The following is a 24,109-nucleotide window of genomic DNA, read 5'->3' as shown; positions in this document are numbered from 1 at the left end:
GAACGGAGAAGCTGAGTCGAGTCGATTCTATTTCCTATCGTTAAGATTCTGCGCACCCAATAAAATGTACGATTTACATACATTCTCTATTTACAAGAATGTACGATTAGCATACATTCCTCCTCATCACCTCCCGACCACCGGGAAAGACGAGGAAACCCACCATGTCGACCGAAGCAGACCGCATTGCCACTGGCCTTCGCATGACGACAAACCGGATCGGCACGCTGATCCGGGGTATCCGCGGCAAGAACCGTCTCGGTCGTGATGCAAGCGTTCTGGCTCGGGAATATCTGGAGCAACTTCGCCGGAACAACGCGAACATCGCCGCCGCCAAGCTGGCTGGTGCTGATGTTTCGGCCTTCGTGAAGATGGAGCCTATTCCCTACATCGACGGACTTGTCGGCCTTTCCGAAGCTCGCCGCAAGGAGCGCGAGTGGTACGGCGTGAGCGACTTCCTCCGCGACCGTCCGACTGTCGAGCCGGTTCGCTTCCTCGAAGCGGCAGAATGATCCTCAGAAATTTCACCGCCGCATAGCGGCACATCACCCCAAGGAGGGAAGAGCATGAAGCCTGTACTCGTAACCACGGAACATCGCGGCGTTTTCGCAGGCCTGATCGAAGATGGTCAGGACCTCACCGCCCGCTCGATGTCGCTCAAGGCTGCAAAAATGGCGATCTACTGGGGCACCAAGCGCGGCGTCATGGAGCTCTGCAAGGACGGCCCGAACGGCAACAGCAAGATCAGCCTGCCGGCCGACATTCCGATGCTCCACGGCATATCCGCCATTTTCGATATCACGCCCGAAGCCTGGGCCAAATGGGAAGCCGCATGATGAGCGGCGACCCGATCATCACGGCAGACGATTTGATCCGTGGTGGCGCGTGCCGTGATGGCGTGATGCGGGTCGTTTCTCGCTTCTCCGGCAAGATCGCCGCGGCGATGCCAGTCAGCCAAGTCCTGAAACTCGTTCCGAAGAGTGATGAGCACTACGTGCTCAAGGCTGCTGAACTGGACGGCAACGGCAACGGCTACGGCTACGGCTACGGCGACGGCTACGGCAACGGCTACGGCGACGGCTACGGCAACGGCGACGGCGACGGCAACGGCTACGGCTACGGCTACGGCTACGGCGACGGCTACGGCAACGGCTACGGCGACGGCTACGGCAACGGCGACGGCGACGGCAACGGCAACGGCTACGGCGACGGCTACGGCAACGGCTACGGCGACGGCTACGGCAACGGCGACGGCAACGGCAACGGCTACGGCAACGGCTACGGCTACGGCGACGGCTACGGCGACGGCGACTCAGAAGACGAAGACTGATCGCGTTCGGCGTCCGGCATCGCGTGTGCCGGACATCGAAAATGATCGAACATTGGAACCATCATCATGCGTTGCGATCTGTCAATCCAGCACGAATGCTCATGCATCGCCTCCGGCGGCACCTGCAAGGTTCAGGCGCCGATCTACCAAGTCCTTGAGGATGCGAACACCGGCGCAGCCAAGCACGGCAACGCCTGCCTGATCCTCCTCGCCATCATCGTTTTCGCAATCGTCCTCGGATCTGGCCTCACGGTCGGGCCGGTCACAATCTAAGGAGCAACACATGTCTCAGGATAACCCGTGGACTTGGTGGCAAGCCGCTCTGGAAGGCAATATCGGCCCGATGCATGAGGGGCAGCCCGAGCAGGGCTATTACCGCACGCGCTTCAAAGGCGGCCAGTGGGAGCCGGTGGCGCTGTGGCGCGGCGATGACGGTGAATGGCTGGGCCGTCGCGGCGACAAGATGGTCGATGATGCTGGTGATCTTTGGAACTTCTGCCGAACGCATCCCGTGACGGTCGAAGCGTGGGAGAAGGCAATCAACGGCGGCGGCTGGGACGATGAGCCGCCAGCGCCCGCCATGGGCCACAATCTGCCGGCCGATCAGTTCGAAGCACTCAAGCTCGAATACCAGTCCGAGAAGGAACAGGCCGAGGCGTTCATGAAGACGCCAATCACGACGCAGGATCAGGCGGACAAAGCCGCAATCTGGTCGAAGCGGCTTGCCACCATCGCGAAGAAGGCGACCGATCAACACAAGGTCGAGAAGCAGCCGTCGCTCGACGAGGGCCGCCGCGTGGACGACAAGTGGCGCGGCCTCAAGGAAGAGCCGGCCGAACTGAGCAAGAAGCTCAAACGGCACATGGACGCCTATCTCCAGGAGCAGGCGCGCATCGAGCGCGAACGGCAGGAAGCGGCCCGGCGCGAAGAAGAGCGCTTGCGCCGCGAGGCGGAGGAAGCCGCCCGAAAGGCTGCCGAGGCTGACCAGCGTTCCGAAGCCGAGCGTCAGGATGCAATCGACCGTGCCCGCCAGCTTGAGCAGGAAGCCGACGCCAAGGCCAAGGAAGCCGAAGCAAAGAATGCCAGCGCCGGCCGCACCGGAGCGCGCGTGTCTCTTCGCACCTTCGTTGACGCCAAGGTCAACGACTATCAGGCCGCAGCAACCGCTCTCGTGCTGATGAAGCATCCCGACATTCTGGCCGTCATCGACCAGCTTGCGAAGCGCGCCGTCACGGCCGGCCAGTCCCTTCCTGGTGTCGAACGCGTTGAAACTCAGAGGGCTGCATGATGAACTCACACGTTCCCGCACTCGCTGGCGGCGGCCAAGTCATCGCCATTGTCCCGCAGACCTTTGAAGAAACCATGCGCGTTGCGCGCGCCGTCGTGGCTTCCGGCCTCGCCCCTTCTGCGCTGATCGGGAAGAAGACCGGCGACGATGCGGCGGCTGCCGTTGCTGTCTGCATTATGTCTGGTGCCGAGCTTGGCCTGAAGCCGATGGTAAGCCTCCGCAGCTTTACCGTTATCAACGGCAAGCCCGCGCTCTACGGCGACGGCCTGATTAACGTTGTTCGCCAGTCGGGCAAGGTCGCATTCTTGAAAACCGGCTACGAAATGCGCGACGGCCAGATGGTCGGCTACTGCCATGCCAAGCGCAGCGATACCGGAGAGGAAAGCCGCGTCGAGTTCACCCAAGCACAGGCTGTGCGAGCCGGCCTCTGGGATGATCGGCCAACTATCCGTAGGCAGGTTTGGGAGAACAACCAGAAGGTCTGGAAGAACGACCAGCCCAACGATGCGCCGTGGTACAAGTTCCGCGAACGCATGATTGCATGGCGTGCCGCCGGCTATTGCCTGCGCGAACTGTTCGGCGATGTCCTTGGCGGCATCCGCGACGAATTCGAAGCCCGCGAAATCGCGGACGCCGACGAAATGCGCGACATCACGCCGGCCGTGCGCCCCGCGCCGCCTCGGCCCCCGGCCCCGCCCGAGCCTCCGACCTCCAAGGTCATCGAGGCCGAACAGCAACCGGCTACGGAAGAGCAGCCGGCCGAATCCGATTTCGACCTCGGCGAATTCCTTGAGGAGATCGAGACCTCGCTGGCGACCGCGAAGGATTCCGCATCGGCTGTCGAGATATGGAACGACTATGACGCTCCGGCGGTTCTCGAAAGTGCCGGCCACGCAGACATGATCGACACGGCCTATGAGATCCGTGATCGCGCCTATGCCAAGTTCGAAACCCTGAACGGTGGCTGACCATGGCGAAGAACGAGCATCCTCCCATCTACGTTCTCCGCCGAGGCGACAGCCTGATCGGCGAAATGGAAGCAGACCGCGAATGGATCAGGCAGCAGCCCCACGACCAGCGCATCAAGGTTCTGATGCATGGTGGCCGCTCGCCTTCCAAGCTGCGCTTCTATTGGTCCTTCCTCGGCAAGGTCGTGAAGGCGACGGACTGCGCGCCGTCGACCGAAACCCTGCATGACATCGTGAAGCTGCACACCGGCTTTGTGGTGCCTATCATGGTGAAGGGTTTCCCGGTCGCCGTACCGAAGTCGATCAGCTTCACCAGCATGAGCGAGGAAGAATTCAACGCCTTTCTTGAAAAGGCAATCGAGTGGATTGCCGCTACCTATGACGTAACGCCGGAAATGGCGTTCGGGGAGGCAGCATGAATATCTCCCGCATGATCTCCGAAATCATCTGGTGGTGGCGAAAGGGTCACCCCACCCTCCGCAAGCTCCCCAACTGGCGCCGGGCCGCAGACGCCGAGCTGATCGCCACGCGCCGCGGCTGCACACAGGACATTCACCGCGCCCGCAAGGAGAAGCGCAAGGCCGTCCTCGATGATCTGAGGAGGGTGTGATGGCCTTCGCAGTCAACCGCCACCCCGAGGCCTTCTCGCTCGACAAATCCAGCAAGAGCACATCGTCTTTCAGAGACGAGGCGCACCTTGCCTTCATCCGCAAGCTCCCTTCCGTCGTCTCCGGCGCATACGGCTGCGATGCCTGCCATATCCGCGCAGGAAGCCCGCAGCATAACAAAAAGCACACAGGCGGGGCCCAGAAGCCGTCCGATTGCTGGGTACTCCCGATGACCCGCGAGGAGCACACGGCTCAACACTCCGTCGAGGAATTAGCTTTCTGGCGGCGGCACGGCATCGATCCATTCCAACTCGCCATAGACCTCTACTCCGTCACCGGAGACGTTGAGGCAGCGACGGCGATCATTATCAAGGCGAGGAAGCCCGCATGACCAAGAAGATAGAAGACGGCGGGCCGGCGTTTCCGAAAGACGGGTCTTGGTTCACGACCAAAACCGTCGTCCACACCACCTACCGCTGGAAACCTTACAAGCCGCAGGCCGTTCGCCAGCTCGGCAAGAAAGGACGCTGGCAAAAGATGGTCTGGCACGGAGACTTCTTCAAATGGGAAAACTGCGAGGATCCCGATGGCATTCTCGTTCGCGAGGAAGGCCCGTCCGCCCGCGAAGCAGGCGGTGAAGCATGAGCGACCTGTCCTCACTCATCGCACGACTGGAGAAGGCGGAAGCATCTTTCGATCTTGAATGCGGGATTGCATCTGCCTTGGAGCCGGGGCGCGTCCAAGCTGGGCTTAAGCCTCGCCCGTATTTAACATCGGTAGACGCGGCGATCGCCTTGGTGTCCACGACCCTCCCCGGCTGGAGATATGCAGTCGAAAGACGCGCGGCCGGAATGTGCCTCGCGTGGGTGTCCGAAGAAGACGATGCGCCTTGTATTCCCGCCATGCACCGAGATACGGCGATTTCCCTCGTCCTCGCCACCCTCCGCGCTCTTCAGCAGAAAGGCTCCTCCAATGGGTGAGAACGTGAAGCATACACCGGGTCCGTGGATTTGCTACGCCGACCTGCCGAGCATGGAACCGAACTGGCATATCGTGACAACGGCCAACAAGATGCGGGTTATCGCGAACGTCCACATCGAGCCCGGCAACGCGATGGACGAGGCGAACGCCCGCCTGATCGCCGCAGCTCCTGATTTGCTGGATTTGCTCAAGGGAATTCATTCGGAGCTTGTTCGTCAGGGCATAAATTTTGGCCCATACATCGCTGATGCAGAATCTCTCATAGCCAAAGCGGAGGCCCGCCCATGACCTCCCCCGTATCAGCCATTGAGGCCACGAACCCGGCTGACCGCATCTGGGCATATACCAACGCCCGAGGTTCGCGCGTCTGGACGCCGATGAAGCCTGTCATTGCTGGCGCACACGAAGAACAGGAATACGTGCTCGCCGACATTCACAGCGCCCTCGCCCGCCAAGCAGAGGCGTTGCAGCGGGAGAATGCGGAGAAGGACGCCAGGATAGCCGCGCTGACGAAGGGGCTAACGCCTTTCGCCCGCATAGCGGACATGACGCACTGCAATGCACCGGGAACCCCCATCACGGTCAACGTTGACCGTTGTCGCGATGCCCGCGCACTCCTCGGAGGTGAAAATGCAGAGTGAACTCACCGTTGATAGCCTCGCACAGGAAATCCGCCGCGTCGACGGCAGCCATTCTCTCGGGGCTGGCGCGCTTGCCGAAGCCCTCATGCCGTTCCTGACCGCCTCTCTATCAGATAAGCAGGCGGGAGAGGTGAATGATGCGGCCGTCAATGCGGCCGCGCGCGTGCACGACCACTGGACCGGAGACGGCACGGTCGGCGCCATGAATGCGATTCGGAACACGCAAGAGATCGTGCAGTCCTATCTTGGCACTTCCCGTTCCGCCCTTGTCGATGTGCCGGCGGTAGAGCCGGTGGCGTGGCGCACACGCGGAATGAACGCGCGAGGTGATTGGGTGCCGTGGGTGATGGTGGATGAGCAGAAGGCTCTTCGCTGGAAAAACGATCCTTCCTATAAAAACGGCAGAAGGCAGGTCGAGCCCCTCTACACCTCCCCACCCCTCTCCCGAGAAGGAGAGGACAGCACGGCGGCCGATCAATATTGGTCCACGGTCGAACAGCTTGCGAACTGCGAGGACGAAATCTCCCGTCTTCGCGAAATTCTGACCCGCGCCGAGGAATACGTTATCGACGGCGTGACAACGGCCAAGGCCGAAGCTGAGATGAACGCGCCTTATCCGGCTCGCGCTCCTCGATACGACGCGGCCCTTGCCGAAGTTCGCCAACTCTACGCCGACATTCGCGCCGCCCTTGCCGCCACGCGCAGCGGTTCCGCCACTGGTCAGAAGGGGTTCGCCGAGTGACGCCAGTCCTTCCGCCCCTACGCTGGCACGGCGGCAAGTGGCTGCTCGCGCCGTGGATCATCAGCCATTTCCCGCAGCACCGCGTTTATGTCGAGCCTTTCGGCGGTGGCGCCAGCGTCTTGCTACGCAAGTCGAGGTCCTATGCCGAGATCTATAACGACCTCGACGAGCAGGCCGTGAATCTTTTCCGTGTGCTCCAGGATGACGCCGCAGCGGAGCGCCTGGTGGCATCGCTTGAGCTCACGCCGTTCGCCCGTGCCGAATACGAACTCGGCTGGGAAGAGACTGACGAGCCGGTCGAGCTGGCGCGCCGGTTGATCATCAGGAGTTTCATGGGCTTCGGCTCCCACGCTCACGCCGACATGGGCGCCGGGCACAAGACCACCGGCTTCCGCGCAAATTCCAATCGCTCCGGATCCACGCCAGCGCACGACTGGGCAAGATACCCCTTCCGTCTTGCTGGCATCGTCGAGCGCATGCGCGGTGTCGTGATCGAGCGTCGGCCGGCGATCCAGGTGATGCGGACACATGATGGCGACGACACGCTGCACTATGTCGATCCGCCCTACCTGCCGGAAACCCGTGGTCGCAAGAACGTCTATGACGCCAAGCACCAATACCGGCACGAACTAACGGTCGCCGACCACGAAGAGCTGCTCGATGTGCTGCGCGATCTAGCCGGCATGGTGGTGCTCTCCGGTTATCCCGCCGACCTCTATGACGACGCGCTCCACGACTGGATGCGCGTCGAGCGCCAAGCCTTGGCCGATGGTGCGCGCCCCCGCGTCGAAGTCCTTTGGATAAATCCCCGCTGCGCCGACCGCATCGAGCGCGAACAATCACCGCTTTTTTTCGGAGGTGCAGCATGAACACCGCCAACGTTTCCTCCGGGGTTAACGCAGCATCAATCGTTCGAATTGATAAGCTGGCACTCGCCAAAGCTGCACCTTTCAACATGGCCAGTCCAGCGATCGAGCTTCAGGACCGCCATGCTGGAGGCTTGCTGGACGTCGTATCTGAACATCCATGCGCCGAGCGCGACCGCACCGAAACCGACGATCAAAATAGCGTGCCAATTCTTCATCGGCACAGACTAACAGCGCCCGTTTCGAATGCAACTCCCGATACGTCCACCATCAAACCGAACGGAGGCCGTGACGATGGCTAAGGTTTCCTACGAGCAAGCCCGCGAGGACCATGAATACCTGTGGTCCATTGCGCCCGCGAACGACATGACCGGCGGCTACGTCGATCAAGAAGACCTCGCCAAGCTTCTCAAAAGCCCATCGAAAGCCACCGCACGCGACCTCTACGTGGACCAGATCAACTACTGGTTCCTCGCTGGCCCACAGGAAGACGATCAGGCCGGGGAAGTCCCGTGGGATGATCCGCGCGTGGTCGAAATAGCACATCGTTATGCCGTTGTTGGCGCTTTTGACGATGACGCCAACGAACCTTCCGGAGGCGCCGAATGATCCGTGTGCTCGACGTCTTCAGCGGCATCGGTGGATTCAGCCTCGGCCTGGAGCGGGCGGGTGGCTTTGAAACAGTCGCCTTCTGCGAGATACGGCCGTACCAGCGCGCCATCCTTCGTAAGCATTGGCCCGAAGTCCAACAGATCGAAGACATTCGCCTGATCGATCGCTTCGACTGCGACATGATCTGCGGCGGCTTTCCGTGTCAGCCATTCAGCACCGCCTCGCGTGGCCGCAAGGTCGCAGAGGATATGTGGCCAGAGAAGCGCCGCATCATCAAGATCAACCGGCCGCGGCTCGCCGTGGCCGAAAATGTGAAGCCGGGACCGATAGACAATGCCGCAGCCGATCTACGTAGACTTGGTTACACCGTCACAATCCGCCGTATTGGAGCGGATGATTGCGGGGCTCCCCATGGTCGAGGCCGTTGGTGGCTTGTTGCACACTCCTACGACGAAGGCGAATTTCAATGCGCCCTCGATGCAGAAGTGGCCCGCCTGCCGGAACTATGTGCGGGCCTTTGGGGAGCAGAAGCCTACCGCCGCGCAATTCGAGTTCCTCATGGGCTACCCACCGGAGTGGACGAAGCTGCCCGAGTAGCGCTCGGCAACGCTGTCCTGCCGCAAATCCCCGAAGCGATCGGACGCGCCATCCAAGTCATGGAACGAGTCCCCAACGTATCGAGCGGAGGGCGCGAAGATGCCTGAACTGAATTCCCACGCCTTCGAAGCCGCTGTCGCCGCCGGCATGAAGCTCCATGCCAGCAAGCGCCTCAACACCATGACGAACGATGAGGCGGTGAAGGCTTTGGCGACTGAGGTGCTGCAAACCTACATAAGTATCGCCGTGAACGGTGCCCTGACTCCCGCCCGTGAATGCGCCGCCTGGATAAACAAGGCGCTTTTCCTCGACCTCACCGAACATCAAGGACTTCTTCTGGCAGACATTGTCGCCAAGGCCCTCGTCGCCGACCGGGCGCAGCGCCAATCACTTGTTGCAGAAGACGCAACATGTAATGGCGGCTTACAGGTTGGGCATCTCATCTCTTACGCGAAATGGCGTGGGGATTATCGCATCCTAGAGACCGAGATTGGCGACCCATCGGATTGGGACAACCCTCCCGATATCGTGCTTCCCATCTACTGCGACGGGGCCATTGAGGCCTTGGATCGATATAGTGTCTCCAACGCATCAACTGGAACCGCCCCCTCCTCCCGCAACGCACTTTCTGGAGGGGAGAGCGATGGCTAAGCGCATCACCAACTTGGAGGAATTCGCGCTGACCCAGATCTGGCGTCCGTATCAGACGAAGATGGGCTATGAGGATCGGCTTGAGCGGCTTCCTATGTCGCTCGATGAGACCGCCAAATTGCTCGTAACGGATGAAAGCGGATGGGCTTCGGTCGTGCTGGACCGCATCTGCGCAATAGGGTTCCGCTTCCCGCCGTACATCGTCCATGAACTGGTCAACGTGATTAACGCAGCGCAGGCTTCCCGCCGCAACGCACTGGATAAGGAGCGGGGATGACGGCAATCGAGCTTTCCCGGCCTGTGCCGCGGCTTGGCCTAAATCGAGCCGAAGTAGCTGTAGCAATCGGTGTCAGCGTCGGCACGGTAGACCTGATGGTGGATGAAGGCTATCTTCCTCGTCCGAGGAAATGGCACACCCGCAAGGTATGGCTTGTAGCCGATCTGATGGCGGCAATGGCTAACTGGCCCGAAGATGGGCTTCCAATGAAGAGGGAAGACGCTGACGACGGGGATGACTGGCGGGCGTCTGCATGACGGGCGTGGCCAACATAGATTTACCGTATGTCGAGAAGAACAAAAGCCGGCACAATACGATGCGGTATTATCTTCGAATCGATGGCAAACGCATTTGCCGGCTTCCAGACGACATCAATTCGGAAGAATTCTTCACCGCCTATTGGAAGGCTCGCAATGCCGCGCAGCCACTGCTCGAGCGCGATGTCCAGCCAAAGACGATATCGGCTATGGTGAAACCCAACACCTTCCGATGGCTTTGTATGGAGTACATGCGCTCAAACGCCTTCACAGCACTGGACGTCACAACACAGGCGCGGCGGCGCAGTATCATGGAGTCGATGTGGGCAGAGATTTTGAGCCCCGACGACAACCGGCTTTTCGCCGACATTCCCCTATCAAAAATGGGGATCAACCACGTTGAGGTGCTGCGAGACCGCAAAAAGGAGGTGCCTTTCGCGGCTGACGAAAGGCTAAAGGTCCTGCGCCAGGTGTTCGACACCAAGCGCGACGGAAAGCCCATCGCGGTCAACATAGCCCGCGCCGTCGATCCCTTCAGCGTGCATTCCGACGGCCATGAAACCGCAACTCCGGCGGAGTTAGAGCGCTTTATCGCGCATCACGGCGTCGATTCTAAAGCGGTCCTCTACCTGTCTATCGGGATGTACACCGGACTTCGCGTCTCGGACTTAGCGATGCTTGGCCCCCAGCATCGCCGGGGAGACGAATTCAGATTGCGCCTTTTCAAGAACCGCAACCGAACTCCAACTGACCTTGTCATCCCAATCCACCCGATCCTAGAAGGCGTACTGAAACGCCACAAGGTCATCGCCCTCACCTTCCTCGTCACGGAGTACGGCAAACCGTTCTCGATTAAAGGGCTTGGAAATAGGATTTCAGACTGGTGGCGCCAAGCAGGCATGCCGCACCTCACCTCCCACTCGGTTAGAAAGGGTTTGGCAACTGACGTCGCTCACAACGCGGCAACGGATAGCATGATGGAGGCGATGTTCGGCTGGCGTGATGCGAAGACTTCGAAGATCTACACCCGCAACGCTGAACGCGCTCGACTGTCCCGTCAGACAGTGGCTAAGATCAACTGGGATGGGATTGGTACGAAGCTTTTGTCGGCCGGTAACGGCCCGGAAGGTGTGGCAGGGTGTGGCGACGAAGTTTGAAAAGCTTTGGAAATTTATTGAACCGAAGTGTGGCTCTTTTGGCCATATTCCTTTGAATAATATTACTTTATTGGTTCTCGGCGAGGCCTCCACTCTTTCTTCAAATCGACGCTCAAGCGATTGAATCGGCTTCCGATTTTCGGGACCGGAAAATCACGCTCGGCGAGCCCCTCAAAAAATCAGGCGAGCGTCCGCTTCGGAAGAGCGGTCGATTTCGGCGCCTTGCCATAGACCACCGCCGCGAACATCAGCACGCCGACGAAGACCACCAGCGAACTGACCGCCGCCAGCGGCTCGGCCGCCTCGTAGCCGAGATAGAGCACGTAGAGCGAAGGCGTGAGCACGGTTATGCCGGCGGTGTAGATCAGATATTGCAGATGCGCGAAGCGCGTCTCGGCCTTGGCCGGGTTGAAGGCGTAATAGGTGCCGAACAGCGCCATCGTCACCCAGCCGAGAAGGTTCGCATGGGTATGGGCTGCAATGACATTGTGATTACCGGAAATCGCCATCTGCAGGCCCATGGCGATGCCCACTATCAGAAAGACGATCGCGGTCTTGAAGAACAAGCGAGAAAGCTGCGGCATGGCGATCCCCCGGGTCGAACGGCGCCCCATCGGCGTGCGCAGGATACTACACCGGATTCTTATTATTTGATAGATTACTAATATACGAACCATGTGTGGGATCAAGGTTCGGGATGCCTCATGTCCCGACAGGGCTCGAATACGGAATTCGACTTTGCCGCCCTTCCCTTCTCTCCTCGGGGAGAAGGTGGCCCAAAGGGTCTGACGAGGGGGGTAACCGTTAGTTTTCCCACCTCTGCCCCTCATCCGCCTGCCGGCACCTTCTCCCCGCAAGCGGGGAGAAGGGAGATGGGGGAACGGTTTCCGTTCATATTCGGCAGGCTGGCATCCGCGGGAGACAATCCGGGAAGGCCGGCAGGATGTCGGCGCGGCTTAGACTATCTACTCCGGCTCGCTCGTCGGCCGGACAAGGGAGATGACGCGCGGCTTGGAGGGGGCGTCGAGCCATTCCATCCATGTATCCCGGTCCTCGACCGTGTCGAAGAAGCGCCACACCTTGAAGCCCTCGCTCGTGGCTTCCAGCATCTCGTCGAGGGAAACGAGTTCGAGGGGCAGCGTCACCTCCGTACCCTCGTAGCGGACGAGATAGACGCCCGGCGCGGCCAGCCGAACCACCTGACCGCTGCCATAACTGCCATCCGGATTGTCAGCGGTGAAATACGTTCCGCTCAACGTGTCGGGTTCGCTGGTATTCATGGATATTCGATGCCCTTTCGACGGTTCATTCAAGCCCGGCCGGCCCTGCCCTGCTGACGGGCGGCGGCGCAGCTTCAGAGTATCCGGTCGGTCCGGCAGGACGCAAGCCGGCTTCCTGCGGCTGCCGGGGATACTCCCGCCCTCCTCTTCATGTCCTGTCTTTCAGCTCTCCAGGCTCGAAGCCGCCTTTGCGCGCCGGCGGAAATCCACGCGGACCACGTTGGGCGCCTGCCCCGCAGCGAAGGGGCTCGGCGGCGGCGAACCTACGGCAGGGATGTCGTCCCCGCTCGCGGCCTCGCTTCCCGCCTGCATCTCCTTCAGCTTGCGGTACATCTGCACCACAAGCTTCTTGTAGAAGGCGATGATCTGCTGGTGCTCGCATCGCCGGATATAGAGTTCGTCGAACCGCTGATTCATCTTCCTCACGCCTCCGCTCTTGCAGGGATGGAATTCGCGAGAATTTCAACGGTTCCTAAAATGCTGACCTTATGGCTAACGAATCGTGACCCGCCGCGCCGGGTCGGTCACAGGACGGTGAAGATGTCGGGGCCTTTCGGGATTTCCTCTCCGTCATCGTTCCGGATCCCGATCGTCGCGAACTGCTCGCGCAGCCATTTCGCCGCCGGTCCCGCCGGGCGCTGCTTGTTCCAGATGAGTTCGAGCGCGACGGGGTGCGCGCCCTCGTCGAACTGGAGCGGCGGCGTCGCGAGTTCCGCGGCGAGCGGCGAATTGCCGAGGATATGCGCGGGGATCAGCGCCCAGCCGATCCCCCGGTGCAGGATCTGCAGGATCACCCAATGGCTCTCGACCCACCAGACTTCCGCGGCGACGCGCAGCCGATGGGTCTCCGCGCCGTCGCTGCGTTTGGCCACCATGATCTGGCGGTGGCGGCGAAGCTCCTCCCAGGTCACGGCGCCATCCGCCAGCGGGTGGTTGCGGCCGCAGACCAGAAGCAACGGCACCCAGCCGATGGTGTGGAAGCCGAGCGTCGGCGGCAGGTCGTCCTCCCGCCACATCACCCCGAGATCGACCTTGCCCTCCAGAACCAGCCCGGCGACGTCGCGGGTCGAGGGAAAGAGCAATTCGAGCTCGACATGGGGAAAGCGCCGGGCGAAGGCCGCGAAAAGCGCGCCGATGGCCGGCTCGGGATAGAATTCGTCGACCGCCACGGCAAGGCGCGTTTCGACATGCTCCTCGAAGCTGCGCGCCACGCCGATCAGGTGCTCGCGGCGGTCGAGGATGAGCCTTGCCTCGGGAAGCAGGCGCCTGCCCGCCTCCGTGAGCGTCGGATTGCGCGTGGCGCGGCTGAAGAGTTTTACGCCGATATCGTCCTCCAGCGAGGAAACCAGCAGGCTCACCGCCGACTGCGCCTTGCGCAAATGCCGGGCGGCGGCGGAGAACGATCCCTGTTCGGCGGCGGCAACGAAGGCGTCCAGCTGGTCGAGTGAGACGGTCATCTATCCGTATTCCAGATGGTATCTAACTTTTCCATCCATGAATATCAGATAGAAGTGAGCGCAACAACGAACGAGGACATGAAATGCGCAGCTTCAGCGACCGGGTCCGCCACGCGGTCTTGTTCGAACTCATCGGCCTTGCGATCTTCACGCCAGGCGCCGCCCTGCTGTTCGACCAGCCGATGGGCCATATGGGCGTGATCGGGATCGTCTCCGCCACGGCGGCGACCATCTGGAACTTCGTCTTCAACCTGGCATTCGACCGGACCATGCTGCGCCTTCGCGGCAGCGTGCAGAAGACGATGGCGATCCGCGTGCTTCACACGGGGCTCTTCGAAGCGGGGCTGATCGTCATCCTCATTCCGTTCATCGCCTGGTATCTCGGCATCAGCCTCGTCACGGCGCTGCTGCTCGATATATCGGTCGTCGCCTTCTACCTGGTCTATGCCTTCGTCTTCAACATCGCCTACGACCGGGCCTTCCCCATCGAAACCGCCCCGCTGCCGCGCGCATCCGCGTGAGGCGGCGGGCCTGCCTTCAAATTGCCACAGGCGTTAAGGGGCTGTTTTCATTACAGCATTGTAATCTTTCATTCAGTTTTCGTTCATCGTTCCGGCCATAGGGTCCTCTCACCGACAACAAGGAGCCCAACGATGAAAATCTTCACCCGCACCCTTCTCGCCGCCGTCGCCCTTTCCTTCGCCGCCGCGCCGATGGCGCAGGCCCAGCAGTATGGCGGCCACGACCGTAAGCCCGGCTATTCCTCCTCCTGGGACAAGCAGCAGATTAAGAAGCGCCACAACTGGCGCAAGGGCGAACGCTATTCCGACTGGAAGCGCCGTCCGCCGGTCCGTGACTACCACCGCTACGGCCTGCGCAAGCCCGCCCGCGGCCAGCAGTGGGTGAAGGTGGACAACACCTACCTCCTGATGAGCGTCGCCACCGGCCTCATCCTCGGCGTCGCCGCCGCCCGTTAAGAACAACGACGCCACCGCAGCCTTCGCCGCGGTGGCGTTTTTCCTTGCCGAGTGATCAGCGAAGAAGCAGCGCCGTGCCGTAAAGCCCGAGGGCGAAGATCGTGTGCGCGACGAGATTGAGCGCCCGCACCGTATTGGCGTTCGGCAGTTTCGAGGCGGCGACGCCGATGCCGAGGCCGGGCTGCAGCAGGAACCAGCCGGCACCGACGGTCACGATGCCGAGAATCCACGCCGGCAGGAAGGTGGGCGCCGCGAACCAGCCCGCGCCCATGACCAAAGCCAAAATCACCCCGTAGAGAATGCCAACGGCATAGTGGCCGATCCAGCCGAGCGCCAGTTCGCCGGAATAGGGCTCGGCCTTGCCGATATCGTCATGAAAGACGGTGCCGTCCTTCAGATGCCAGAACCATCGGCCGACCGGCGCCCAGTTCGGCCGCCCCTGGCGGAAGACCTTCCACAGGACGACAGCCCAGACGTCCATCAGCACCGTCGCGCCGATCCCGATCGCGACACCCTTCAAAAGCAATTCCATGCAAATCCCCTCACCCGCAGTCGTTCAACGGGTTAGAGCAGGTCCGCCGGCCGGAGGCAACGGCGTTCAGCGCGTATTGCGCCGGGCCTTGCGGCTCGCCCACCAGACGGCAAGGCGGCGGCGCTGGCGGCGCACGAAATGGGAATCGTGGGAAAGCACGAGCAGGCCGAGCGGAATCATCCAGAATCCGAGCACCGGCAGGAAGCCGAGCAGGCCGCCGCAGACGAGAAGGACGCCGATCGTGGTGCGCAGCCAGCGCGATTCCGGCAGCTTCATGCGGAAGGCGCCGACCACGATCTCCCGGGTGCGCGGGTCTATCCCGAAATGCATCTTGGTTTTCTTTGCCGCCATTCCCTGCCCGTTTCGCTGCAAAGCCCGGTTTTCCAAGGCTCTTTCTCTTTCCAGTTGGAGACTTCTCCACAATCAATCAAGCCCGATGCATTTTTTTGTCAAAAAGCGCTTGGCAAATCGATCAGGCATTTGTATTACGCGCTCACTCCGCAGCGAGCGGATGATCCCTGGTAGCTCAGCGGTAGAGCATTCGACTGTTAATCGACAGGTCGCCGGTTCGAATCCGGCCCGGGGAGCCAGTTTCTTGAAGGGCTGCGCTGAATAGCGCGGCCCTTCTGCTTTTCAGCGCCACGCACGCAAAAGGGCCGCCGCGCGGCAACCCCTCTTCCATCTTTATCGATCTGGAAATCGCTAGTGCCGGTTTGCCGGCGGGCGCTTCGTGTTCATCTGCAATTCGTGGCGGGTGGCGAAGCGGCCGAATAGGAGGAGGAGCTTGCGTTCCTGCGCCTTGTCGAGCCCGTTCTTGCGGCAATGCTCGAGCACATCGAGGACGTGGCGGGTCTGCCGCGGGCTGAACTGGCGATTGTCGATGTGATGGGTCATGGCGGGCTCCTCCGTGCAAATCGGAAGAGAAACACGCCGGGCCGCGCTTTGTTCCCGGCGTGCGATGCGATCAGGGCACGAGGCCGGCGCCGGTCTGGCCGGCGGTGCGCGCGGTGCCGTAGTCGCGCTCGTGGGCGGTGCGGCGGAAGGCCTGGCTGCGCTCGCGCGGGCGCGCGGAAGGATCGCTCAGCGGCGTTCCCATCACCCCGTCCGCATAGGTGCCGGTGGCGATATCATCGTCGTCGTTAGGGGTGGCCTGAAAAAGTCCGAAAAGCATCGTGGTATCTCCAGTGTCCGTCTCAAACGGGCAGCACGCCTTTCCGTTCCGCCGCTCGCCGATAGACGCAAAATTAACCATGTTTGCTAACAGAACGTTAAAGCCCGCGCGCTTTCGGCCGGCCTGCGGCAGGAAGCCCCTACGGGAAGAAAAAATCCCTAGCAATCTCCGCCTGACAGGAACACCATTCCTTGCAAAGCCGGCCACAGCGGCCGAAAAGACGTCACCAATCCAGATTGCAACGCGCGAGGCTCGATTTCCATGTCCATTCTTCCGTCCGTTCTTGATGCAATCGGCAACACGCCGCTGATCCGCCTCAAGGGCGCCTCGGAAGCGACGGGCTGCGAGATCCTCGGCAAGGCGGAATTCCTCAATCCCGGCCAGTCGGTGAAGGACCGCGCCGCCCTCTCCATCATCCGCGCGGCCGAGCGTTCGGGCGAGTTGCGGCCCGGCGGCGTCATCGTCGAGGGCACGGCGGGCAATACCGGCATCGGCCTTGCGCTGGTGGCGCAGGCGCTCGGCTATCGCACCGTCATCGTCATTCCCGAGACGCAGAGCCAGGAGAAGAAGGACGCGCTGCGCCTGCTCGGCGCCGAGCTCGTCGAGGTTCCCGCCGTTCCCTACAAGAACCCGAACAACTATGTGAAGCTTTCCGGTCGCCTCGCCGAGCAGCTTGCGAAGACCGAGCCGAACGGCGCGATCTGGGCAAACCAGTTCGACAATGTCGCCAACCGCGACGCCCATATCGAAACGACCGCGCCGGAAATCTGGCGCGACACGAACGGCAAGGTGGACGGCTTCGTTTCCGCTGTCGGCTCGGGCGGCACGCTTGCCGGCGTCGCGGCCGGCCTTCGCGCGAAAAACCCGGACATCAAGATTGCCCTTGCCGATCCGGATGGCGCGGCGCTCCATAATTTTTATGAGCACGGTGAATTGAAGGCCTCCGGCAGCTCGATCACCGAGGGCATCGGCCAGGGCCGCATCACGGCCAATCTCGAAGGCTTTACGCCGGACTATTCCTACAACATCCCGGATTCGGAGGCCGTTCCGCTGGTCTTCGACCTCATCGAGAACGAGGGCATCGCCGTCGGCGGCTCCTCGGGCATCAACATCGCGGGTGCGATCCGCCTCGCGAAGGACCTCGGCCCCGGCCACACGATCGTGACGATCCTCTGCGACTATGCTAACCGCTATCAGTCCAAACTCTTCAACCCGGACTTCCTCGATTCGAAGGGCCTGCCGGTTCCAGGCTGGCTGAAGGCGAAATCGGGGATCAAGGTCCCCTACCAGCCGGTCGAATAGGTATCATGTCCCTTCCCACCACTGCCCTCTTCCGCGACGATTTCTATCTTTCGACGAACGAGGCGGTGGTGACGGCGGTGCATGAGGACGGCGGCATCGAGCTGGACCAGACCTGTTTCTACGCGACGTCGGGCGGCCAGCCCGGCGATACGGGCTTCCTGGAGCGCGCCGACGGCAGCCGCATCGCGCTCGGCCCGGCGGTGACGGGCGCGACCAAGGAGATCATCATCCACCGGCCGCTCGAAGGCGAGGCCCCGCCCATCGTCGGCGAGACGGTCGTCGCCCATATCGACTGGGCGCGCCGCTACCGGCTGATGCGCATGCACACCGCCTGCCATCTCCTTTCCGTCGTTTGCCCCTACCCCATCACGGGCGCCGCCGTCGGCGAGGAGGACAGCCGCGTCGACTTCGACATGACGGAGACCATCGACAAGGACGAGGTGACGGCGAAGCTGATGAGGCTCGTTACGGAGAACCACCCCATCTTCGTCCAGTGGATCACCGATGCGGAGCTGGCGGCCAATCCCGGCATCGTGAAATCCAAGAACGTGCGCCCGCCCATGGGCCTCGGCCGCGTCAGCCTCGTCTGCATCGGCGAGAATTCCGCCGTCGACAGCCAGCCCTGCGGCGGCACCCATGTTTCCGAGACGCAGGAAGTGGGCGCGATCCACATCGCCAAGATCGAGAAGAAGGGCAAGGAGAACCGCCGGTTCCGCATCCGCTTCGGCGCGCCGGCCTGCGAAGCCTGAAGGGAGAGAAACATGTCCAACGAAAAGAGCAGGTTCGTCGTCTCGGCGGATTGGGTGGAAAAGCAGCTCGGCGCGCCGGAATTCCGCATCGTCGACGCCTCCTGGTATCTTCCCGCGCAGAACCGCAACGGTGCGGCCGAATATGCCGGCGGGCACATTCCCGGCGCGGTCTTCTTCGACCAGGACGTCATCGCCGATCATTCCAGCAGCCTGCCGCATACGGCTCCCGCGCCGGACGTCTTCGCCGCCGAAGTCGGCAAGCTCGGCATTTCCGATACGGACACGATCGTCGTCTACGACGGCCCCGGCATCTTCACCGCACCGCGCGTCTGGTGGCTGTTCCGCACGATGGGCGCGAAGAACGTCTTCGTCATGGACGGCGGCATCGACGGCTGGAAGAAGGAAGGACGGCCGCTGGAGACCGACCTGCCGGAGCCCGCGCCCGCCACCTTCCACACCAATTTCAATCCCTATGCCGTGACCTCCTTCGAGGAGATGCGCGGCATCGTCTCGACCGGCTCCAGGCAGATCGCCGATGCGCGCGGCGCCGGCCGCTTCACCGGCGAGGAGGCGGAGCCCCGCGCCGGCATGCGCTCCGGCCATATGCCGGGCGCAAGGAGCATGCCCTCCGGCACCTTCTCCGAGGGCGGCAGGTTCAAGGACCTCGAAAGTCTTCGCCAACATTTCGAGGCGTCGGGCATCGACCTTTCGAAACCGGTCGTCACGAGCTGCGGCTCCGGCATCACCGCGGCGATCATAACGCTGGCGCTCCATTCGCTCGGTCACGAGGACAATACGCTCTATGACGGCTCGTGGACGGAATGGGGCGGGCGCGAGGATACGCCCGTCGTCACCGGCCCCGCGACCGGCAAGGACTGACCATGGCGAAGAAGGTCCAGTCCGCGCCGATATCCGTCACCATCACCGCGCTCGAAATGACCGCGCCGCCGAAGCAGAGCCTTCCGGTGCCGGTCAACGTTCAGACGGCGATCCTCGGCGCGCCGGAAATCCCGCTCGCCTTCTACCGCTTCCTCTACCGGCAGGTGGGCAGCCGCTGGCACTGGGTCGACCGGCTGCGCATGGACGACGAGACGCTGGCCGCAACGCTGCATGACAAGCGCAACAGCGTGAGCGTGCTCTATGTCGACGGCGCGCCGGCCGGTTTCTTCGAGCTGCTGCGGATCGACGACGACACCGTCGAGCTCTCCCATTTCGGCCTCTTCGAACGGGCGCTGGGGCATGGCATCGGCAAATGGTTCCTGCTCCAGACGCTTTACGCCGCCTGGGCGCTCGGGCCGAAGCGGGTCGTCGTCACCACGAACAGCCTCGACCATCCGCGCGCGCTGCAGCTCTACCAGATGTTCGGCTTCTCGCCGGTCGGCACGATGGAGGCGGAGGTCACGCCGCTTTCCGATGCCGAGCTTCTGGCGCTCGCCAAGCGCGACTGTCTGATGCCGGCCGAGCGGCGTTAATCACCCTGAACGGTGCCTAACGGCCGGTTCATCTTTCCTTCAGGTCATCCGTGGCACTTTCCGCCCGAAAGACGAAACCGAAGGAGACACCGTCCATGCAACGCCGCGCCTTTCTGACCGCGTTTGCCGCAACCCTCGCCGCGCCGGCCTTCTCGGGCCTTGCCCTGGCACAGGAAACGCCGTCCGAGGAGATGATCCTGCGCCGCCTCGACGCCGCGCCCGCCCGCCGCATGCGCGAGGACGAACGCGTGACCGTGCGCGAGTTCAAGCGCCGCGCGGACCTGCGCCGCGCCGCGCCGTCCATCGATATCCAGTCGATCAATTTCGAGTTCGCCTCGGCCGAAATCCCGCGCTCGGAATACCGCAAGGTTCGCCAGATCGCCCGCGCCATGGAGCAGATCCTGCGCCGCCGCCGCCGCGCCGTCTTCCTCATCGAGGGTCATACGGATGCCGTCGGCTCGGCCTCGTCCAACCAGATCCTCTCCGAGCGCCGCGCCGATTCGCTGAAATGGGTGCTGGTGCGCGAATTCGGCCTGCCCTCCCGCGCGCTGGAAACCGTCGGCTACGGCGAGGAATACCTGCTGGTCCCGACCGAGCGCGAGGAATGGCGCAACCGCCGCGTCACGCTCCGCCGCATCGACGAATTCGTGCGCTGATCGCCCGACCGCCCATCTTCACCGCCGGCCTCGCGCCGGCGGTTTCGATTCCGGGCAGGAAACGGGTGTCGGGCCGGCAGGATTGCATGGATGCTCTCCGCATCAAACGGAGCATCGCCATGACCATTCGCTTCCTGCCCATGCCCACCGAGACTGCAAACACCTACTGGAACGGCGGCCCGGATGCCTATGACATGGCGCCCGAGCGCCATGTCTCCGATGGCGACGGCGTGCCCTGCCGGCACTGCCTGCGGCTCGTCGGCGCCGGAGAGCCCTATCTTATCCTCGCCCACCGCCCCTTCCCGGCCCTGCAGCCCTATGCCGAAACCGGACCGGTCTTCATCCACACCGAACCGTGCGAGGCCCATAAGCCGTCGGAAGCGATGCCGCCGATGCTGACGAGCCGCGATTATATCGTGCGCGGCTATTCGGCGGATAACCGCATCCTCTACGGCACCGGCGCCGTGGTGCCGAATGCCGATATTCCGGCCTATGCGGAAACTTTGCTTGCGCGCGAGGACGTCGCCTACCTGCACATTCGCTCGGCCCGCAACAATTGCTACCAGTGCCGCGTAGAGCGCGCATGAGAAAGGCCCGGATCGCTCCGGGCCTCGCAGGCGGCTGACAAAGCCTCTCACCCCTCCTTCGTCATGGCCGGGCTCGACCCGACCGTCCATGCTCCGGGCGACGCATGGATCCTCGGGTCAAGCCTGAGGATGACATAGTGGGTGGGGCGGGTGTTCCGGCAGACAGGGCCCGGACCTTTCCGGGCCCTGTCTGCCGATACCCTCAAGCCACGTTCAACACCGCCTCCGGCGCGAAGGACTCGTAGCCGAGCGCCTCGGCGACAGCGCGGTTCGTCACGCGGCCCTTGTGCACGTTGAGGCCGGCGCGCAGGTGCCGGTCCTCGGCAATGGCCTTGAGGCCCTTGTCGGCGAGCTGGAGGCCGTAATGGAGGGTCGCGTTGTTGAGGGCGTGGGCGGAGGTGACCGGCACGGCGCCCGGCATGTTGGCGACGCAATAGTGCACCACGCCATCGACCTCGAAGGTCGGGTCGGAATGGGTCGTCGCGTGGGACGTCTCGAAGCAGCCGCCCTGGTCGATGGCGACGTCGACGATGACCGCGCCCTTCTTCATGCCCGAGAGCATTTCGCGGGTGACGAGCTTCGGCGCGGCGGCACCGGGGATGAGCACGGCGCCGATGACGAGATCGGCCGAGAAGACCTCCTCCTCCAGCGCGTCGATGGTCGAGTAGCGCGTGTGGACGCGGCCGCCGAAGAGATCGTCGAGCTGGCGAAGGCGCGGGATCGAGCGGTCGAGGATCGCGACATCCGCGCCGAGGCCGGCCGCCATCTTCGCCGCATGCAGGCCGACAACGCCGCCGCCGACGATGGCGACCTTGGCCGGAGGCACGCCCGGCACGCCGCCGAGCAGGATGCCGCGCCCGCCGTTTGCCTTTTGCAACGCCGTCGCGCCGGCCTGGATGGAGAGGCGCCCGGCGACTTCCGACATCGGCGCGAGCAGCGGCAGGCCGCCGCGGTCGTCCGTCACCGTCTCGTAGGCGATGGCGGTGACGCCGGAGGCGAGGAGCCCCTTGGTTTGCTCGGGATCGGGGGCGAGATGGAGATAGGTATAGAGAATCTGTCCGTCGCGGAGCTGCGCCCATTCGCCGGGCTGCGGTTCCTTGACCTTCACCACCATGTCCGACTTCTGGAAGATATCCGCGGCGGTGGGCACGATCTTCGCGCCGGCGGCGCGATAGGCGTCATCGTCCGCGCCGATGCCGGCGCCGGCCCTGGTCTCGACGATCACCTCGTGACCGTGGGCGACGTATTCCCGCACGGCACCGGGCGTCAGACCGACCCGATATTCATGATTCTTGATTTCCTTCGGACAACCGACACGCATGCGCGTTCCTTTCCCAGTGATGTTCCCGTTGTTACCGCCGCGTTCGGCGGGAACACCATGGAAGCAGAGGATGCGTGCAATGTCCTTGCAAAGCCCCTTGGCGAAACGGCCTCCTTTCGAATATTCTTCGAATATCAGCGGAATTTTCGGAGAAAATTCGAATGGCACAACGGGATGCTATCGATGCTGCGATCCTGAAGGCGGTTCAGCAGAACGGGCGGATCTCCAATGCGGAGCTTGCGGAGCGCGTGGGGCTCTCTCCGTCGGCGTGTTCGCGCCGTCTCGATATCCTCGAAAAGTCCGGCATCATCAACGGATACCATGCCCGCGTCTCGCCCAAGGCGCTCGACTACAAGATGATCGCCATCGTGCATATCTCGCTCTCCGGCCAGTTCGCCAAGACACTGGCGGAATTCGAGGCGGCGGTGAAACTCTGTCCGAACGTGCTGGTCTGCTACCTGATGTCCGGCGAATACGACTATATCCTGCGCGTTGCCGCCAAGGATCTCGAGGATTACGAGCGCATCCACCGCGACTGGCTCTCGGCCCTGCCCCATGTGGTGAAGATCAATTCCAGCTTCGCGCTGCGAGAGATCATCAATCGGCCGAATGTCGGGGTTTAGAACCGCAGGCTGATGCCCGCGCGGCGCAAGAGCCAGTAGAACAGCGCGGTCGCGGCGATGCCGAGCATCATCGCCCAGAAGAAGCCGGAGCTGCCTTCGCTCAGCGGAAGGCCGCCGGTGTTCATGCCGAAGACGCCGACGACCAGCGTGCCGGGCAGAAGCAGCGCGCTCATGATGGCCATGGCCCTCAGGCTCCGGTTGGATTCGTCCGCGAGTTCCGCCGCCATCTCCTCCTGAAGAAGTCGCGCGCGGTCGTTGACCATCACGATTTCGCGGTCGAGCCGTTCCAGCCGCATGGAGAGGCGATCGAGCACCGCATGGGCGTGCTGGGAAAGCGTCCAGTCCTCCCGGTCCTCCTCCTCGAACAGCGCCACCATGCCGGCGACGGGCCGGTGCAGCGATACCGCGAGGCGGCGCACTTCCTTGAGGCTGCGGCGCTCGTCGCTGAGGCGTTCCGTCACCAGCCGGTCTTCCACGGCGTCGAGAAGCGCCGCCGCCTCCTTGAGGCGGACAGCCGTGTTCTTGCAGAAGGCGGTGACGATGGCTTCGAAGACCTCGTAGGCCGTCGCCGGGCAGAACCCGTCGGCGAAGGCGCGGCGCACGCGGTTCACCGCCTCGACGGGATGGCGGCGGCCGGTGACGAGCAGGCGCTCGGACAGGGCGAAATGCAGCCGGCCGATGGTGGTCGAGGTGCGCTCCATGTCCTGCTGGAGATCGGCGACGACGCCGTGGGTCGTTCCCGCCTCGCAGCCGAGGACGAGGCTTTCGTCATTGCCTTCGAGGATGGCGCGCGCCGCCGCGGGAAGCCGGCATCTGGCCGCAAGCCAGCCCTGCATGCGCTGGTCGACGAGATCGACATGCAGCCACACCCAGCCGTCCTCGGCGGCGAGCGCCGCATCGAGCTCCGACGGCGCGATCGGCACGACCGGGCCGCCGGGGCCGGCCCGGTAGGCGCCGACGAGCCCCGGCGTCAATCCTCTTTCCCTCTGGTCCAGCAGGTTCAAGGG

Annotated in this window: 40 protein-coding genes and 1 tRNA gene; 31 read left to right on the top strand and 10 right to left on the bottom strand. The window is 62.8% G+C overall.

The window, feature by feature from the left end:
* Positions 1–164 precede the first annotated feature (164 nt).
* From ACZ1A1_RS04880 to ACZ1A1_RS04780, 21 genes are all read left to right on the top strand, one after another.
* Positions 165–512, top strand: coding sequence for a hypothetical protein (locus tag ACZ1A1_RS04880; RefSeq protein WP_463619011.1), 348 nt, complete (start codon positions 165–167; stop codon positions 510–512).
* Positions 513–566: 54 nt separating this feature from the next.
* Entirely contained in the window at positions 567–836 is a 270-nt protein-coding gene (locus ACZ1A1_RS04875; protein ID WP_463619010.1) for a DUF6948 domain-containing protein, read from the top strand.
* Positions 837–901: 65 nt separating this feature from the next.
* Positions 902–1,330 carry a hypothetical protein gene (locus ACZ1A1_RS04870; RefSeq protein ID WP_463619009.1) on the top strand — a complete coding sequence of 143 codons (429 nt, stop codon included), beginning with the start codon at positions 902–904 and terminating at the stop codon, positions 1,328–1,330.
* A gap of 66 nt (positions 1,331–1,396) precedes the next feature.
* Positions 1,397–1,603, top strand: coding sequence for a hypothetical protein (locus ACZ1A1_RS04865; RefSeq protein ID WP_463619008.1), 207 nt, complete (start codon positions 1,397–1,399; stop codon positions 1,601–1,603).
* Between the two features lie 10 nt (positions 1,604–1,613).
* On the top strand, positions 1,614–2,618 hold the full coding sequence (locus ACZ1A1_RS04860) for a hypothetical protein (RefSeq protein ID WP_463619007.1): 1,005 nt from the start codon (positions 1,614–1,616) through the stop codon (positions 2,616–2,618).
* Positions 2,615–3,586 carry a recombinase family protein gene (locus tag ACZ1A1_RS04855; RefSeq protein ID WP_463619006.1) on the top strand — a complete coding sequence of 324 codons (972 nt, stop codon included), beginning with the start codon at positions 2,615–2,617 and terminating at the stop codon, positions 3,584–3,586. Before ACZ1A1_RS04860 ends, ACZ1A1_RS04855 begins: the two co-directional genes overlap by 4 nt.
* A 2-nt stretch (positions 3,587–3,588) precedes the next feature.
* The gene (locus ACZ1A1_RS04850) at positions 3,589–4,005 is read left to right on the top strand and encodes a hypothetical protein (protein ID WP_133036706.1); all 417 of its coding nucleotides are present in this window, start codon (positions 3,589–3,591) and stop codon (positions 4,003–4,005) included.
* Positions 4,002–4,196: a hypothetical protein gene (locus tag ACZ1A1_RS04845; protein WP_463619005.1), complete on the top strand. Its 195-nt coding sequence runs from the start codon at positions 4,002–4,004 to the stop codon at positions 4,194–4,196. Before ACZ1A1_RS04850 ends, ACZ1A1_RS04845 begins: the two co-directional genes overlap by 4 nt.
* Positions 4,196–4,585, top strand: a complete 390-nt coding sequence (locus ACZ1A1_RS04840) for a hypothetical protein (protein WP_463619004.1) — start codon at positions 4,196–4,198, stop codon at positions 4,583–4,585. The genes ACZ1A1_RS04845 and ACZ1A1_RS04840 overlap by 1 nt, the downstream gene beginning before the upstream one ends.
* Positions 4,582–4,839, top strand: coding sequence for a hypothetical protein (locus ACZ1A1_RS04835; RefSeq protein ID WP_463619003.1), 258 nt, complete (start codon positions 4,582–4,584; stop codon positions 4,837–4,839). Before ACZ1A1_RS04840 ends, ACZ1A1_RS04835 begins: the two co-directional genes overlap by 4 nt.
* Before the next feature lie 327 nt (positions 4,840–5,166).
* The gene (locus ACZ1A1_RS04830) at positions 5,167–5,463 is read left to right on the top strand and encodes a hypothetical protein (RefSeq protein ID WP_463619002.1); all 297 of its coding nucleotides are present in this window, start codon (positions 5,167–5,169) and stop codon (positions 5,461–5,463) included.
* Positions 5,460–5,816 (top strand): hypothetical protein, encoded by a 357-nt coding sequence (locus ACZ1A1_RS04825; protein WP_463619001.1) that lies wholly within the window; start codon positions 5,460–5,462, stop codon positions 5,814–5,816. Before ACZ1A1_RS04830 ends, ACZ1A1_RS04825 begins: the two co-directional genes overlap by 4 nt.
* Positions 5,806–6,558: a hypothetical protein gene (locus ACZ1A1_RS04820; protein WP_463619000.1), complete on the top strand. Its 753-nt coding sequence runs from the start codon at positions 5,806–5,808 to the stop codon at positions 6,556–6,558. Before ACZ1A1_RS04825 ends, ACZ1A1_RS04820 begins: the two co-directional genes overlap by 11 nt.
* On the top strand, positions 6,555–7,427 hold the full coding sequence (locus ACZ1A1_RS04815) for a DNA adenine methylase (RefSeq protein ID WP_463618999.1): 873 nt from the start codon (positions 6,555–6,557) through the stop codon (positions 7,425–7,427). Before ACZ1A1_RS04820 ends, ACZ1A1_RS04815 begins: the two co-directional genes overlap by 4 nt.
* On the top strand, positions 7,424–7,726 hold the full coding sequence (locus ACZ1A1_RS04810) for a hypothetical protein (protein ID WP_463618998.1): 303 nt from the start codon (positions 7,424–7,426) through the stop codon (positions 7,724–7,726). Before ACZ1A1_RS04815 ends, ACZ1A1_RS04810 begins: the two co-directional genes overlap by 4 nt.
* The gene (locus ACZ1A1_RS04805; protein WP_463618997.1) at positions 7,719–8,033 is read left to right on the top strand and encodes a hypothetical protein; all 315 of its coding nucleotides are present in this window, start codon (positions 7,719–7,721) and stop codon (positions 8,031–8,033) included. Before ACZ1A1_RS04810 ends, ACZ1A1_RS04805 begins: the two co-directional genes overlap by 8 nt.
* Positions 8,030–8,740, top strand: coding sequence for a DNA cytosine methyltransferase (locus ACZ1A1_RS04800; RefSeq protein WP_463618996.1), 711 nt, complete (start codon positions 8,030–8,032; stop codon positions 8,738–8,740). The genes ACZ1A1_RS04805 and ACZ1A1_RS04800 overlap by 4 nt, the downstream gene beginning before the upstream one ends.
* The gene (locus ACZ1A1_RS04795) at positions 8,733–9,284 is read left to right on the top strand and encodes a hypothetical protein (RefSeq protein WP_463618995.1); all 552 of its coding nucleotides are present in this window, start codon (positions 8,733–8,735) and stop codon (positions 9,282–9,284) included. Before ACZ1A1_RS04800 ends, ACZ1A1_RS04795 begins: the two co-directional genes overlap by 8 nt.
* Positions 9,277–9,561 (top strand): hypothetical protein, encoded by a 285-nt coding sequence (locus ACZ1A1_RS04790; RefSeq protein WP_463618994.1) that lies wholly within the window; start codon positions 9,277–9,279, stop codon positions 9,559–9,561. Before ACZ1A1_RS04795 ends, ACZ1A1_RS04790 begins: the two co-directional genes overlap by 8 nt.
* The gene (locus ACZ1A1_RS04785) at positions 9,558–9,818 is read left to right on the top strand and encodes a helix-turn-helix transcriptional regulator (protein ID WP_463618993.1); all 261 of its coding nucleotides are present in this window, start codon (positions 9,558–9,560) and stop codon (positions 9,816–9,818) included. The genes ACZ1A1_RS04790 and ACZ1A1_RS04785 overlap by 4 nt, the downstream gene beginning before the upstream one ends.
* Positions 9,815–10,975, top strand: a complete 1,161-nt coding sequence (locus tag ACZ1A1_RS04780) for a tyrosine-type recombinase/integrase (RefSeq protein WP_463618992.1) — start codon at positions 9,815–9,817, stop codon at positions 10,973–10,975. Before ACZ1A1_RS04785 ends, ACZ1A1_RS04780 begins: the two co-directional genes overlap by 4 nt.
* A 179-nt stretch (positions 10,976–11,154) precedes the next feature.
* On the opposite strand, the gene ACZ1A1_RS04775 is transcribed toward ACZ1A1_RS04780, so the two are convergent.
* The 4 genes from ACZ1A1_RS04775 to ACZ1A1_RS04760 all read right to left on the bottom strand — a co-directional run bounded on the left by ACZ1A1_RS04775 (position 11,155) and on the right by ACZ1A1_RS04760 (position 13,712).
* Complete coding sequence (locus ACZ1A1_RS04775) at positions 11,155–11,559, bottom strand: hypothetical protein (protein ID WP_463618991.1); 405 nt, start codon at positions 11,557–11,559, stop codon at positions 11,155–11,157.
* A gap of 381 nt (positions 11,560–11,940) precedes the next feature.
* Positions 11,941–12,255 carry a hypothetical protein gene (locus tag ACZ1A1_RS04770; RefSeq protein WP_313195125.1) on the bottom strand — a complete coding sequence of 105 codons (315 nt, stop codon included), beginning with the start codon at positions 12,253–12,255 and terminating at the stop codon, positions 11,941–11,943.
* 162 nt (positions 12,256–12,417) lie between these two features.
* Positions 12,418–12,681, bottom strand: coding sequence for a hypothetical protein (locus ACZ1A1_RS04765; RefSeq protein WP_463618990.1), 264 nt, complete (start codon positions 12,679–12,681; stop codon positions 12,418–12,420).
* Positions 12,682–12,779: 98 nt separating this feature from the next.
* Positions 12,780–13,712, bottom strand: coding sequence for a LysR family transcriptional regulator (locus tag ACZ1A1_RS04760; protein ID WP_463618989.1), 933 nt, complete (start codon positions 13,710–13,712; stop codon positions 12,780–12,782).
* 83 nt (positions 13,713–13,795) lie between these two features.
* Here ACZ1A1_RS04760 and ACZ1A1_RS04755 point away from each other — a divergent pair, with 83 nt between their 5' ends.
* Together ACZ1A1_RS04755 and ACZ1A1_RS04750 are read left to right on the top strand one after the other, a co-directional pair.
* Complete coding sequence (locus ACZ1A1_RS04755) at positions 13,796–14,233, top strand: PACE efflux transporter (RefSeq protein ID WP_463618987.1); 438 nt, start codon at positions 13,796–13,798, stop codon at positions 14,231–14,233.
* Positions 14,234–14,371: 138 nt separating this feature from the next.
* On the top strand, positions 14,372–14,689 hold the full coding sequence (locus tag ACZ1A1_RS04750; protein ID WP_313195139.1) for an RcnB family protein: 318 nt from the start codon (positions 14,372–14,374) through the stop codon (positions 14,687–14,689).
* A 55-nt stretch (positions 14,690–14,744) separates the two neighbouring features.
* On the opposite strand, the gene ACZ1A1_RS04745 is transcribed toward ACZ1A1_RS04750, so the two are convergent.
* Entirely contained in the window at positions 14,745–15,221 is a 477-nt protein-coding gene (locus tag ACZ1A1_RS04745) for a DUF2938 domain-containing protein (protein ID WP_463618986.1), read from the bottom strand.
* 66 nt (positions 15,222–15,287) lie between these two features.
* A complete protein-coding gene (locus tag ACZ1A1_RS04740; RefSeq protein WP_463618985.1) occupies positions 15,288–15,572 on the bottom strand; it encodes a hypothetical protein in 285 nt (94 codons plus the stop codon).
* Between the two features lie 164 nt (positions 15,573–15,736).
* Between ACZ1A1_RS04740 and ACZ1A1_RS04735 the strand changes: the two genes are divergently transcribed.
* Positions 15,737–15,811 (top strand) — tRNA-Asn (locus ACZ1A1_RS04735).
* Positions 15,812–15,923: 112 nt separating this feature from the next.
* Here ACZ1A1_RS04735 and ACZ1A1_RS04730 read toward each other — a convergent pair.
* Both ACZ1A1_RS04730 and ACZ1A1_RS04725 read right to left on the bottom strand, forming a co-directional pair.
* Complete coding sequence (locus tag ACZ1A1_RS04730) at positions 15,924–16,115, bottom strand: hypothetical protein (RefSeq protein ID WP_313196161.1); 192 nt, start codon at positions 16,113–16,115, stop codon at positions 15,924–15,926.
* A 70-nt stretch (positions 16,116–16,185) separates the two neighbouring features.
* Positions 16,186–16,392 (bottom strand): hypothetical protein, encoded by a 207-nt coding sequence (locus tag ACZ1A1_RS04725; RefSeq protein WP_463618984.1) that lies wholly within the window; start codon positions 16,390–16,392, stop codon positions 16,186–16,188.
* A gap of 261 nt (positions 16,393–16,653) precedes the next feature.
* Between ACZ1A1_RS04725 and ACZ1A1_RS04720 the strand changes: the two genes are divergently transcribed.
* The 6 genes from ACZ1A1_RS04720 to ACZ1A1_RS04695 all read left to right on the top strand — a co-directional run bounded on the left by ACZ1A1_RS04720 (position 16,654) and on the right by ACZ1A1_RS04695 (position 21,158).
* Positions 16,654–17,694, top strand: a complete 1,041-nt coding sequence (locus tag ACZ1A1_RS04720) for a cysteine synthase A (RefSeq protein ID WP_463618983.1) — start codon at positions 16,654–16,656, stop codon at positions 17,692–17,694.
* 5 nt (positions 17,695–17,699) lie between these two features.
* On the top strand, positions 17,700–18,443 hold the full coding sequence (locus tag ACZ1A1_RS04715; protein ID WP_463618982.1) for an alanyl-tRNA editing protein: 744 nt from the start codon (positions 17,700–17,702) through the stop codon (positions 18,441–18,443).
* Between the two features lie 12 nt (positions 18,444–18,455).
* Complete coding sequence (sseA, locus tag ACZ1A1_RS04710; RefSeq protein ID WP_463618981.1) at positions 18,456–19,322, top strand: 3-mercaptopyruvate sulfurtransferase; 867 nt, start codon at positions 18,456–18,458, stop codon at positions 19,320–19,322.
* Between the two features lie 2 nt (positions 19,323–19,324).
* Positions 19,325–19,915 carry a GNAT family N-acetyltransferase gene (locus tag ACZ1A1_RS04705; protein ID WP_313196166.1) on the top strand — a complete coding sequence of 197 codons (591 nt, stop codon included), beginning with the start codon at positions 19,325–19,327 and terminating at the stop codon, positions 19,913–19,915.
* 95 nt (positions 19,916–20,010) lie between these two features.
* On the top strand, positions 20,011–20,571 hold the full coding sequence (locus ACZ1A1_RS04700; RefSeq protein WP_313196167.1) for an OmpA family protein: 561 nt from the start codon (positions 20,011–20,013) through the stop codon (positions 20,569–20,571).
* A gap of 119 nt (positions 20,572–20,690) precedes the next feature.
* Positions 20,691–21,158, top strand: a complete 468-nt coding sequence (locus tag ACZ1A1_RS04695; protein ID WP_463618980.1) for a DUF1203 domain-containing protein — start codon at positions 20,691–20,693, stop codon at positions 21,156–21,158.
* Between the two features lie 202 nt (positions 21,159–21,360).
* On the opposite strand, the gene ald is transcribed toward ACZ1A1_RS04695, so the two are convergent.
* Positions 21,361–22,479, bottom strand: a complete 1,119-nt coding sequence (gene ald, locus ACZ1A1_RS04690) for an alanine dehydrogenase (RefSeq protein ID WP_463618979.1) — start codon at positions 22,477–22,479, stop codon at positions 21,361–21,363.
* Between the two features lie 161 nt (positions 22,480–22,640).
* Here ald and ACZ1A1_RS04685 point away from each other — a divergent pair, with 161 nt between their 5' ends.
* Positions 22,641–23,102 carry an Lrp/AsnC family transcriptional regulator gene (locus ACZ1A1_RS04685; RefSeq protein WP_463618978.1) on the top strand — a complete coding sequence of 154 codons (462 nt, stop codon included), beginning with the start codon at positions 22,641–22,643 and terminating at the stop codon, positions 23,100–23,102.
* On the opposite strand, the gene ACZ1A1_RS04680 is transcribed toward ACZ1A1_RS04685, so the two are convergent.
* Positions 23,099–24,106, bottom strand: a complete 1,008-nt coding sequence (locus tag ACZ1A1_RS04680) for a CorA family divalent cation transporter (RefSeq protein WP_463618977.1) — start codon at positions 24,104–24,106, stop codon at positions 23,099–23,101. The genes ACZ1A1_RS04685 and ACZ1A1_RS04680 overlap by 4 nt on opposite strands.
* Positions 24,107–24,109 lie beyond the last annotated feature (3 nt).

It is taken from the genome of Shinella sp. R2-11 (assembly GCF_055330205.1).
Note: the sequence above shows the minus strand (reverse complement) of the source record. Positions and strands in the feature narration are given on the sequence as shown.

Bases quoted from the DNA above. Each gene is read 5' to 3' on its own strand.
- ACZ1A1_RS04880 (WP_463619011.1), top strand. From the start codon at position 165: ATGTCGACCGAAGCAGACCGCATTGCCACTGGCCTTCGCATGACGACA.
- ACZ1A1_RS04875 (WP_463619010.1), top strand. From the start codon at position 567: ATGAAGCCTGTACTCGTAACCACGGAACATCGCGGCGTTTTCGCAGGC.
- ACZ1A1_RS04870 (WP_463619009.1), top strand. From the start codon at position 902: ATGCGGGTCGTTTCTCGCTTCTCCGGCAAGATCGCCGCGGCGATGCCA.
- ACZ1A1_RS04865 (WP_463619008.1), top strand. From the start codon at position 1,397: ATGCGTTGCGATCTGTCAATCCAGCACGAATGCTCATGCATCGCCTCC.
- ACZ1A1_RS04860 (WP_463619007.1), top strand. From the start codon at position 1,614: ATGTCTCAGGATAACCCGTGGACTTGGTGGCAAGCCGCTCTGGAAGGC.
- ACZ1A1_RS04855 (WP_463619006.1), top strand. From the start codon at position 2,615: ATGATGAACTCACACGTTCCCGCACTCGCTGGCGGCGGCCAAGTCATC.
- ACZ1A1_RS04850 (WP_133036706.1), top strand. From the start codon at position 3,589: ATGGCGAAGAACGAGCATCCTCCCATCTACGTTCTCCGCCGAGGCGAC.
- ACZ1A1_RS04845 (WP_463619005.1), top strand. From the start codon at position 4,002: ATGAATATCTCCCGCATGATCTCCGAAATCATCTGGTGGTGGCGAAAG.
- ACZ1A1_RS04840 (WP_463619004.1), top strand. From the start codon at position 4,196: ATGGCCTTCGCAGTCAACCGCCACCCCGAGGCCTTCTCGCTCGACAAA.
- ACZ1A1_RS04835 (WP_463619003.1), top strand. From the start codon at position 4,582: ATGACCAAGAAGATAGAAGACGGCGGGCCGGCGTTTCCGAAAGACGGG.
- ACZ1A1_RS04830 (WP_463619002.1), top strand. From the start codon at position 5,167: ATGGGTGAGAACGTGAAGCATACACCGGGTCCGTGGATTTGCTACGCC.
- ACZ1A1_RS04825 (WP_463619001.1), top strand. From the start codon at position 5,460: ATGACCTCCCCCGTATCAGCCATTGAGGCCACGAACCCGGCTGACCGC.
- ACZ1A1_RS04820 (WP_463619000.1), top strand. From the start codon at position 5,806: ATGCAGAGTGAACTCACCGTTGATAGCCTCGCACAGGAAATCCGCCGC.
- ACZ1A1_RS04810 (WP_463618998.1), top strand. From the start codon at position 7,424: ATGAACACCGCCAACGTTTCCTCCGGGGTTAACGCAGCATCAATCGTT.
- ACZ1A1_RS04805 (WP_463618997.1), top strand. From the start codon at position 7,719: ATGGCTAAGGTTTCCTACGAGCAAGCCCGCGAGGACCATGAATACCTG.
- ACZ1A1_RS04800 (WP_463618996.1), top strand. From the start codon at position 8,030: ATGATCCGTGTGCTCGACGTCTTCAGCGGCATCGGTGGATTCAGCCTC.
- ACZ1A1_RS04795 (WP_463618995.1), top strand. From the start codon at position 8,733: ATGCCTGAACTGAATTCCCACGCCTTCGAAGCCGCTGTCGCCGCCGGC.
- ACZ1A1_RS04790 (WP_463618994.1), top strand. From the start codon at position 9,277: ATGGCTAAGCGCATCACCAACTTGGAGGAATTCGCGCTGACCCAGATC.
- ACZ1A1_RS04785 (WP_463618993.1), top strand. From the start codon at position 9,558: ATGACGGCAATCGAGCTTTCCCGGCCTGTGCCGCGGCTTGGCCTAAAT.
- ACZ1A1_RS04780 (WP_463618992.1), top strand. From the start codon at position 9,815: ATGACGGGCGTGGCCAACATAGATTTACCGTATGTCGAGAAGAACAAA.
- ACZ1A1_RS04775 (WP_463618991.1), bottom strand. From the start codon at position 11,559: ATGCCGCAGCTTTCTCGCTTGTTCTTCAAGACCGCGATCGTCTTTCTG.
- ACZ1A1_RS04770 (WP_313195125.1), bottom strand. From the start codon at position 12,255: ATGAATACCAGCGAACCCGACACGTTGAGCGGAACGTATTTCACCGCT.
- ACZ1A1_RS04760 (WP_463618989.1), bottom strand. From the start codon at position 13,712: ATGACCGTCTCACTCGACCAGCTGGACGCCTTCGTTGCCGCCGCCGAA.
- ACZ1A1_RS04755 (WP_463618987.1), top strand. From the start codon at position 13,796: ATGCGCAGCTTCAGCGACCGGGTCCGCCACGCGGTCTTGTTCGAACTC.
- ACZ1A1_RS04745 (WP_463618986.1), bottom strand. From the start codon at position 15,221: ATGGAATTGCTTTTGAAGGGTGTCGCGATCGGGATCGGCGCGACGGTG.
- ACZ1A1_RS04740 (WP_463618985.1), bottom strand. From the start codon at position 15,572: ATGGCGGCAAAGAAAACCAAGATGCATTTCGGGATAGACCCGCGCACC.
- ACZ1A1_RS04730 (WP_313196161.1), bottom strand. From the start codon at position 16,115: ATGACCCATCACATCGACAATCGCCAGTTCAGCCCGCGGCAGACCCGC.
- ACZ1A1_RS04725 (WP_463618984.1), bottom strand. From the start codon at position 16,392: ATGCTTTTCGGACTTTTTCAGGCCACCCCTAACGACGACGATGATATC.
- ACZ1A1_RS04720 (WP_463618983.1), top strand. From the start codon at position 16,654: ATGTCCATTCTTCCGTCCGTTCTTGATGCAATCGGCAACACGCCGCTG.
- ACZ1A1_RS04715 (WP_463618982.1), top strand. From the start codon at position 17,700: ATGTCCCTTCCCACCACTGCCCTCTTCCGCGACGATTTCTATCTTTCG.
- sseA (WP_463618981.1), top strand. From the start codon at position 18,456: ATGTCCAACGAAAAGAGCAGGTTCGTCGTCTCGGCGGATTGGGTGGAA.
- ACZ1A1_RS04705 (WP_313196166.1), top strand. From the start codon at position 19,325: ATGGCGAAGAAGGTCCAGTCCGCGCCGATATCCGTCACCATCACCGCG.
- ACZ1A1_RS04700 (WP_313196167.1), top strand. From the start codon at position 20,011: ATGCAACGCCGCGCCTTTCTGACCGCGTTTGCCGCAACCCTCGCCGCG.
- ACZ1A1_RS04695 (WP_463618980.1), top strand. From the start codon at position 20,691: ATGACCATTCGCTTCCTGCCCATGCCCACCGAGACTGCAAACACCTAC.
- ald (WP_463618979.1), bottom strand. From the start codon at position 22,479: ATGCGTGTCGGTTGTCCGAAGGAAATCAAGAATCATGAATATCGGGTC.
- ACZ1A1_RS04685 (WP_463618978.1), top strand. From the start codon at position 22,641: ATGGCACAACGGGATGCTATCGATGCTGCGATCCTGAAGGCGGTTCAG.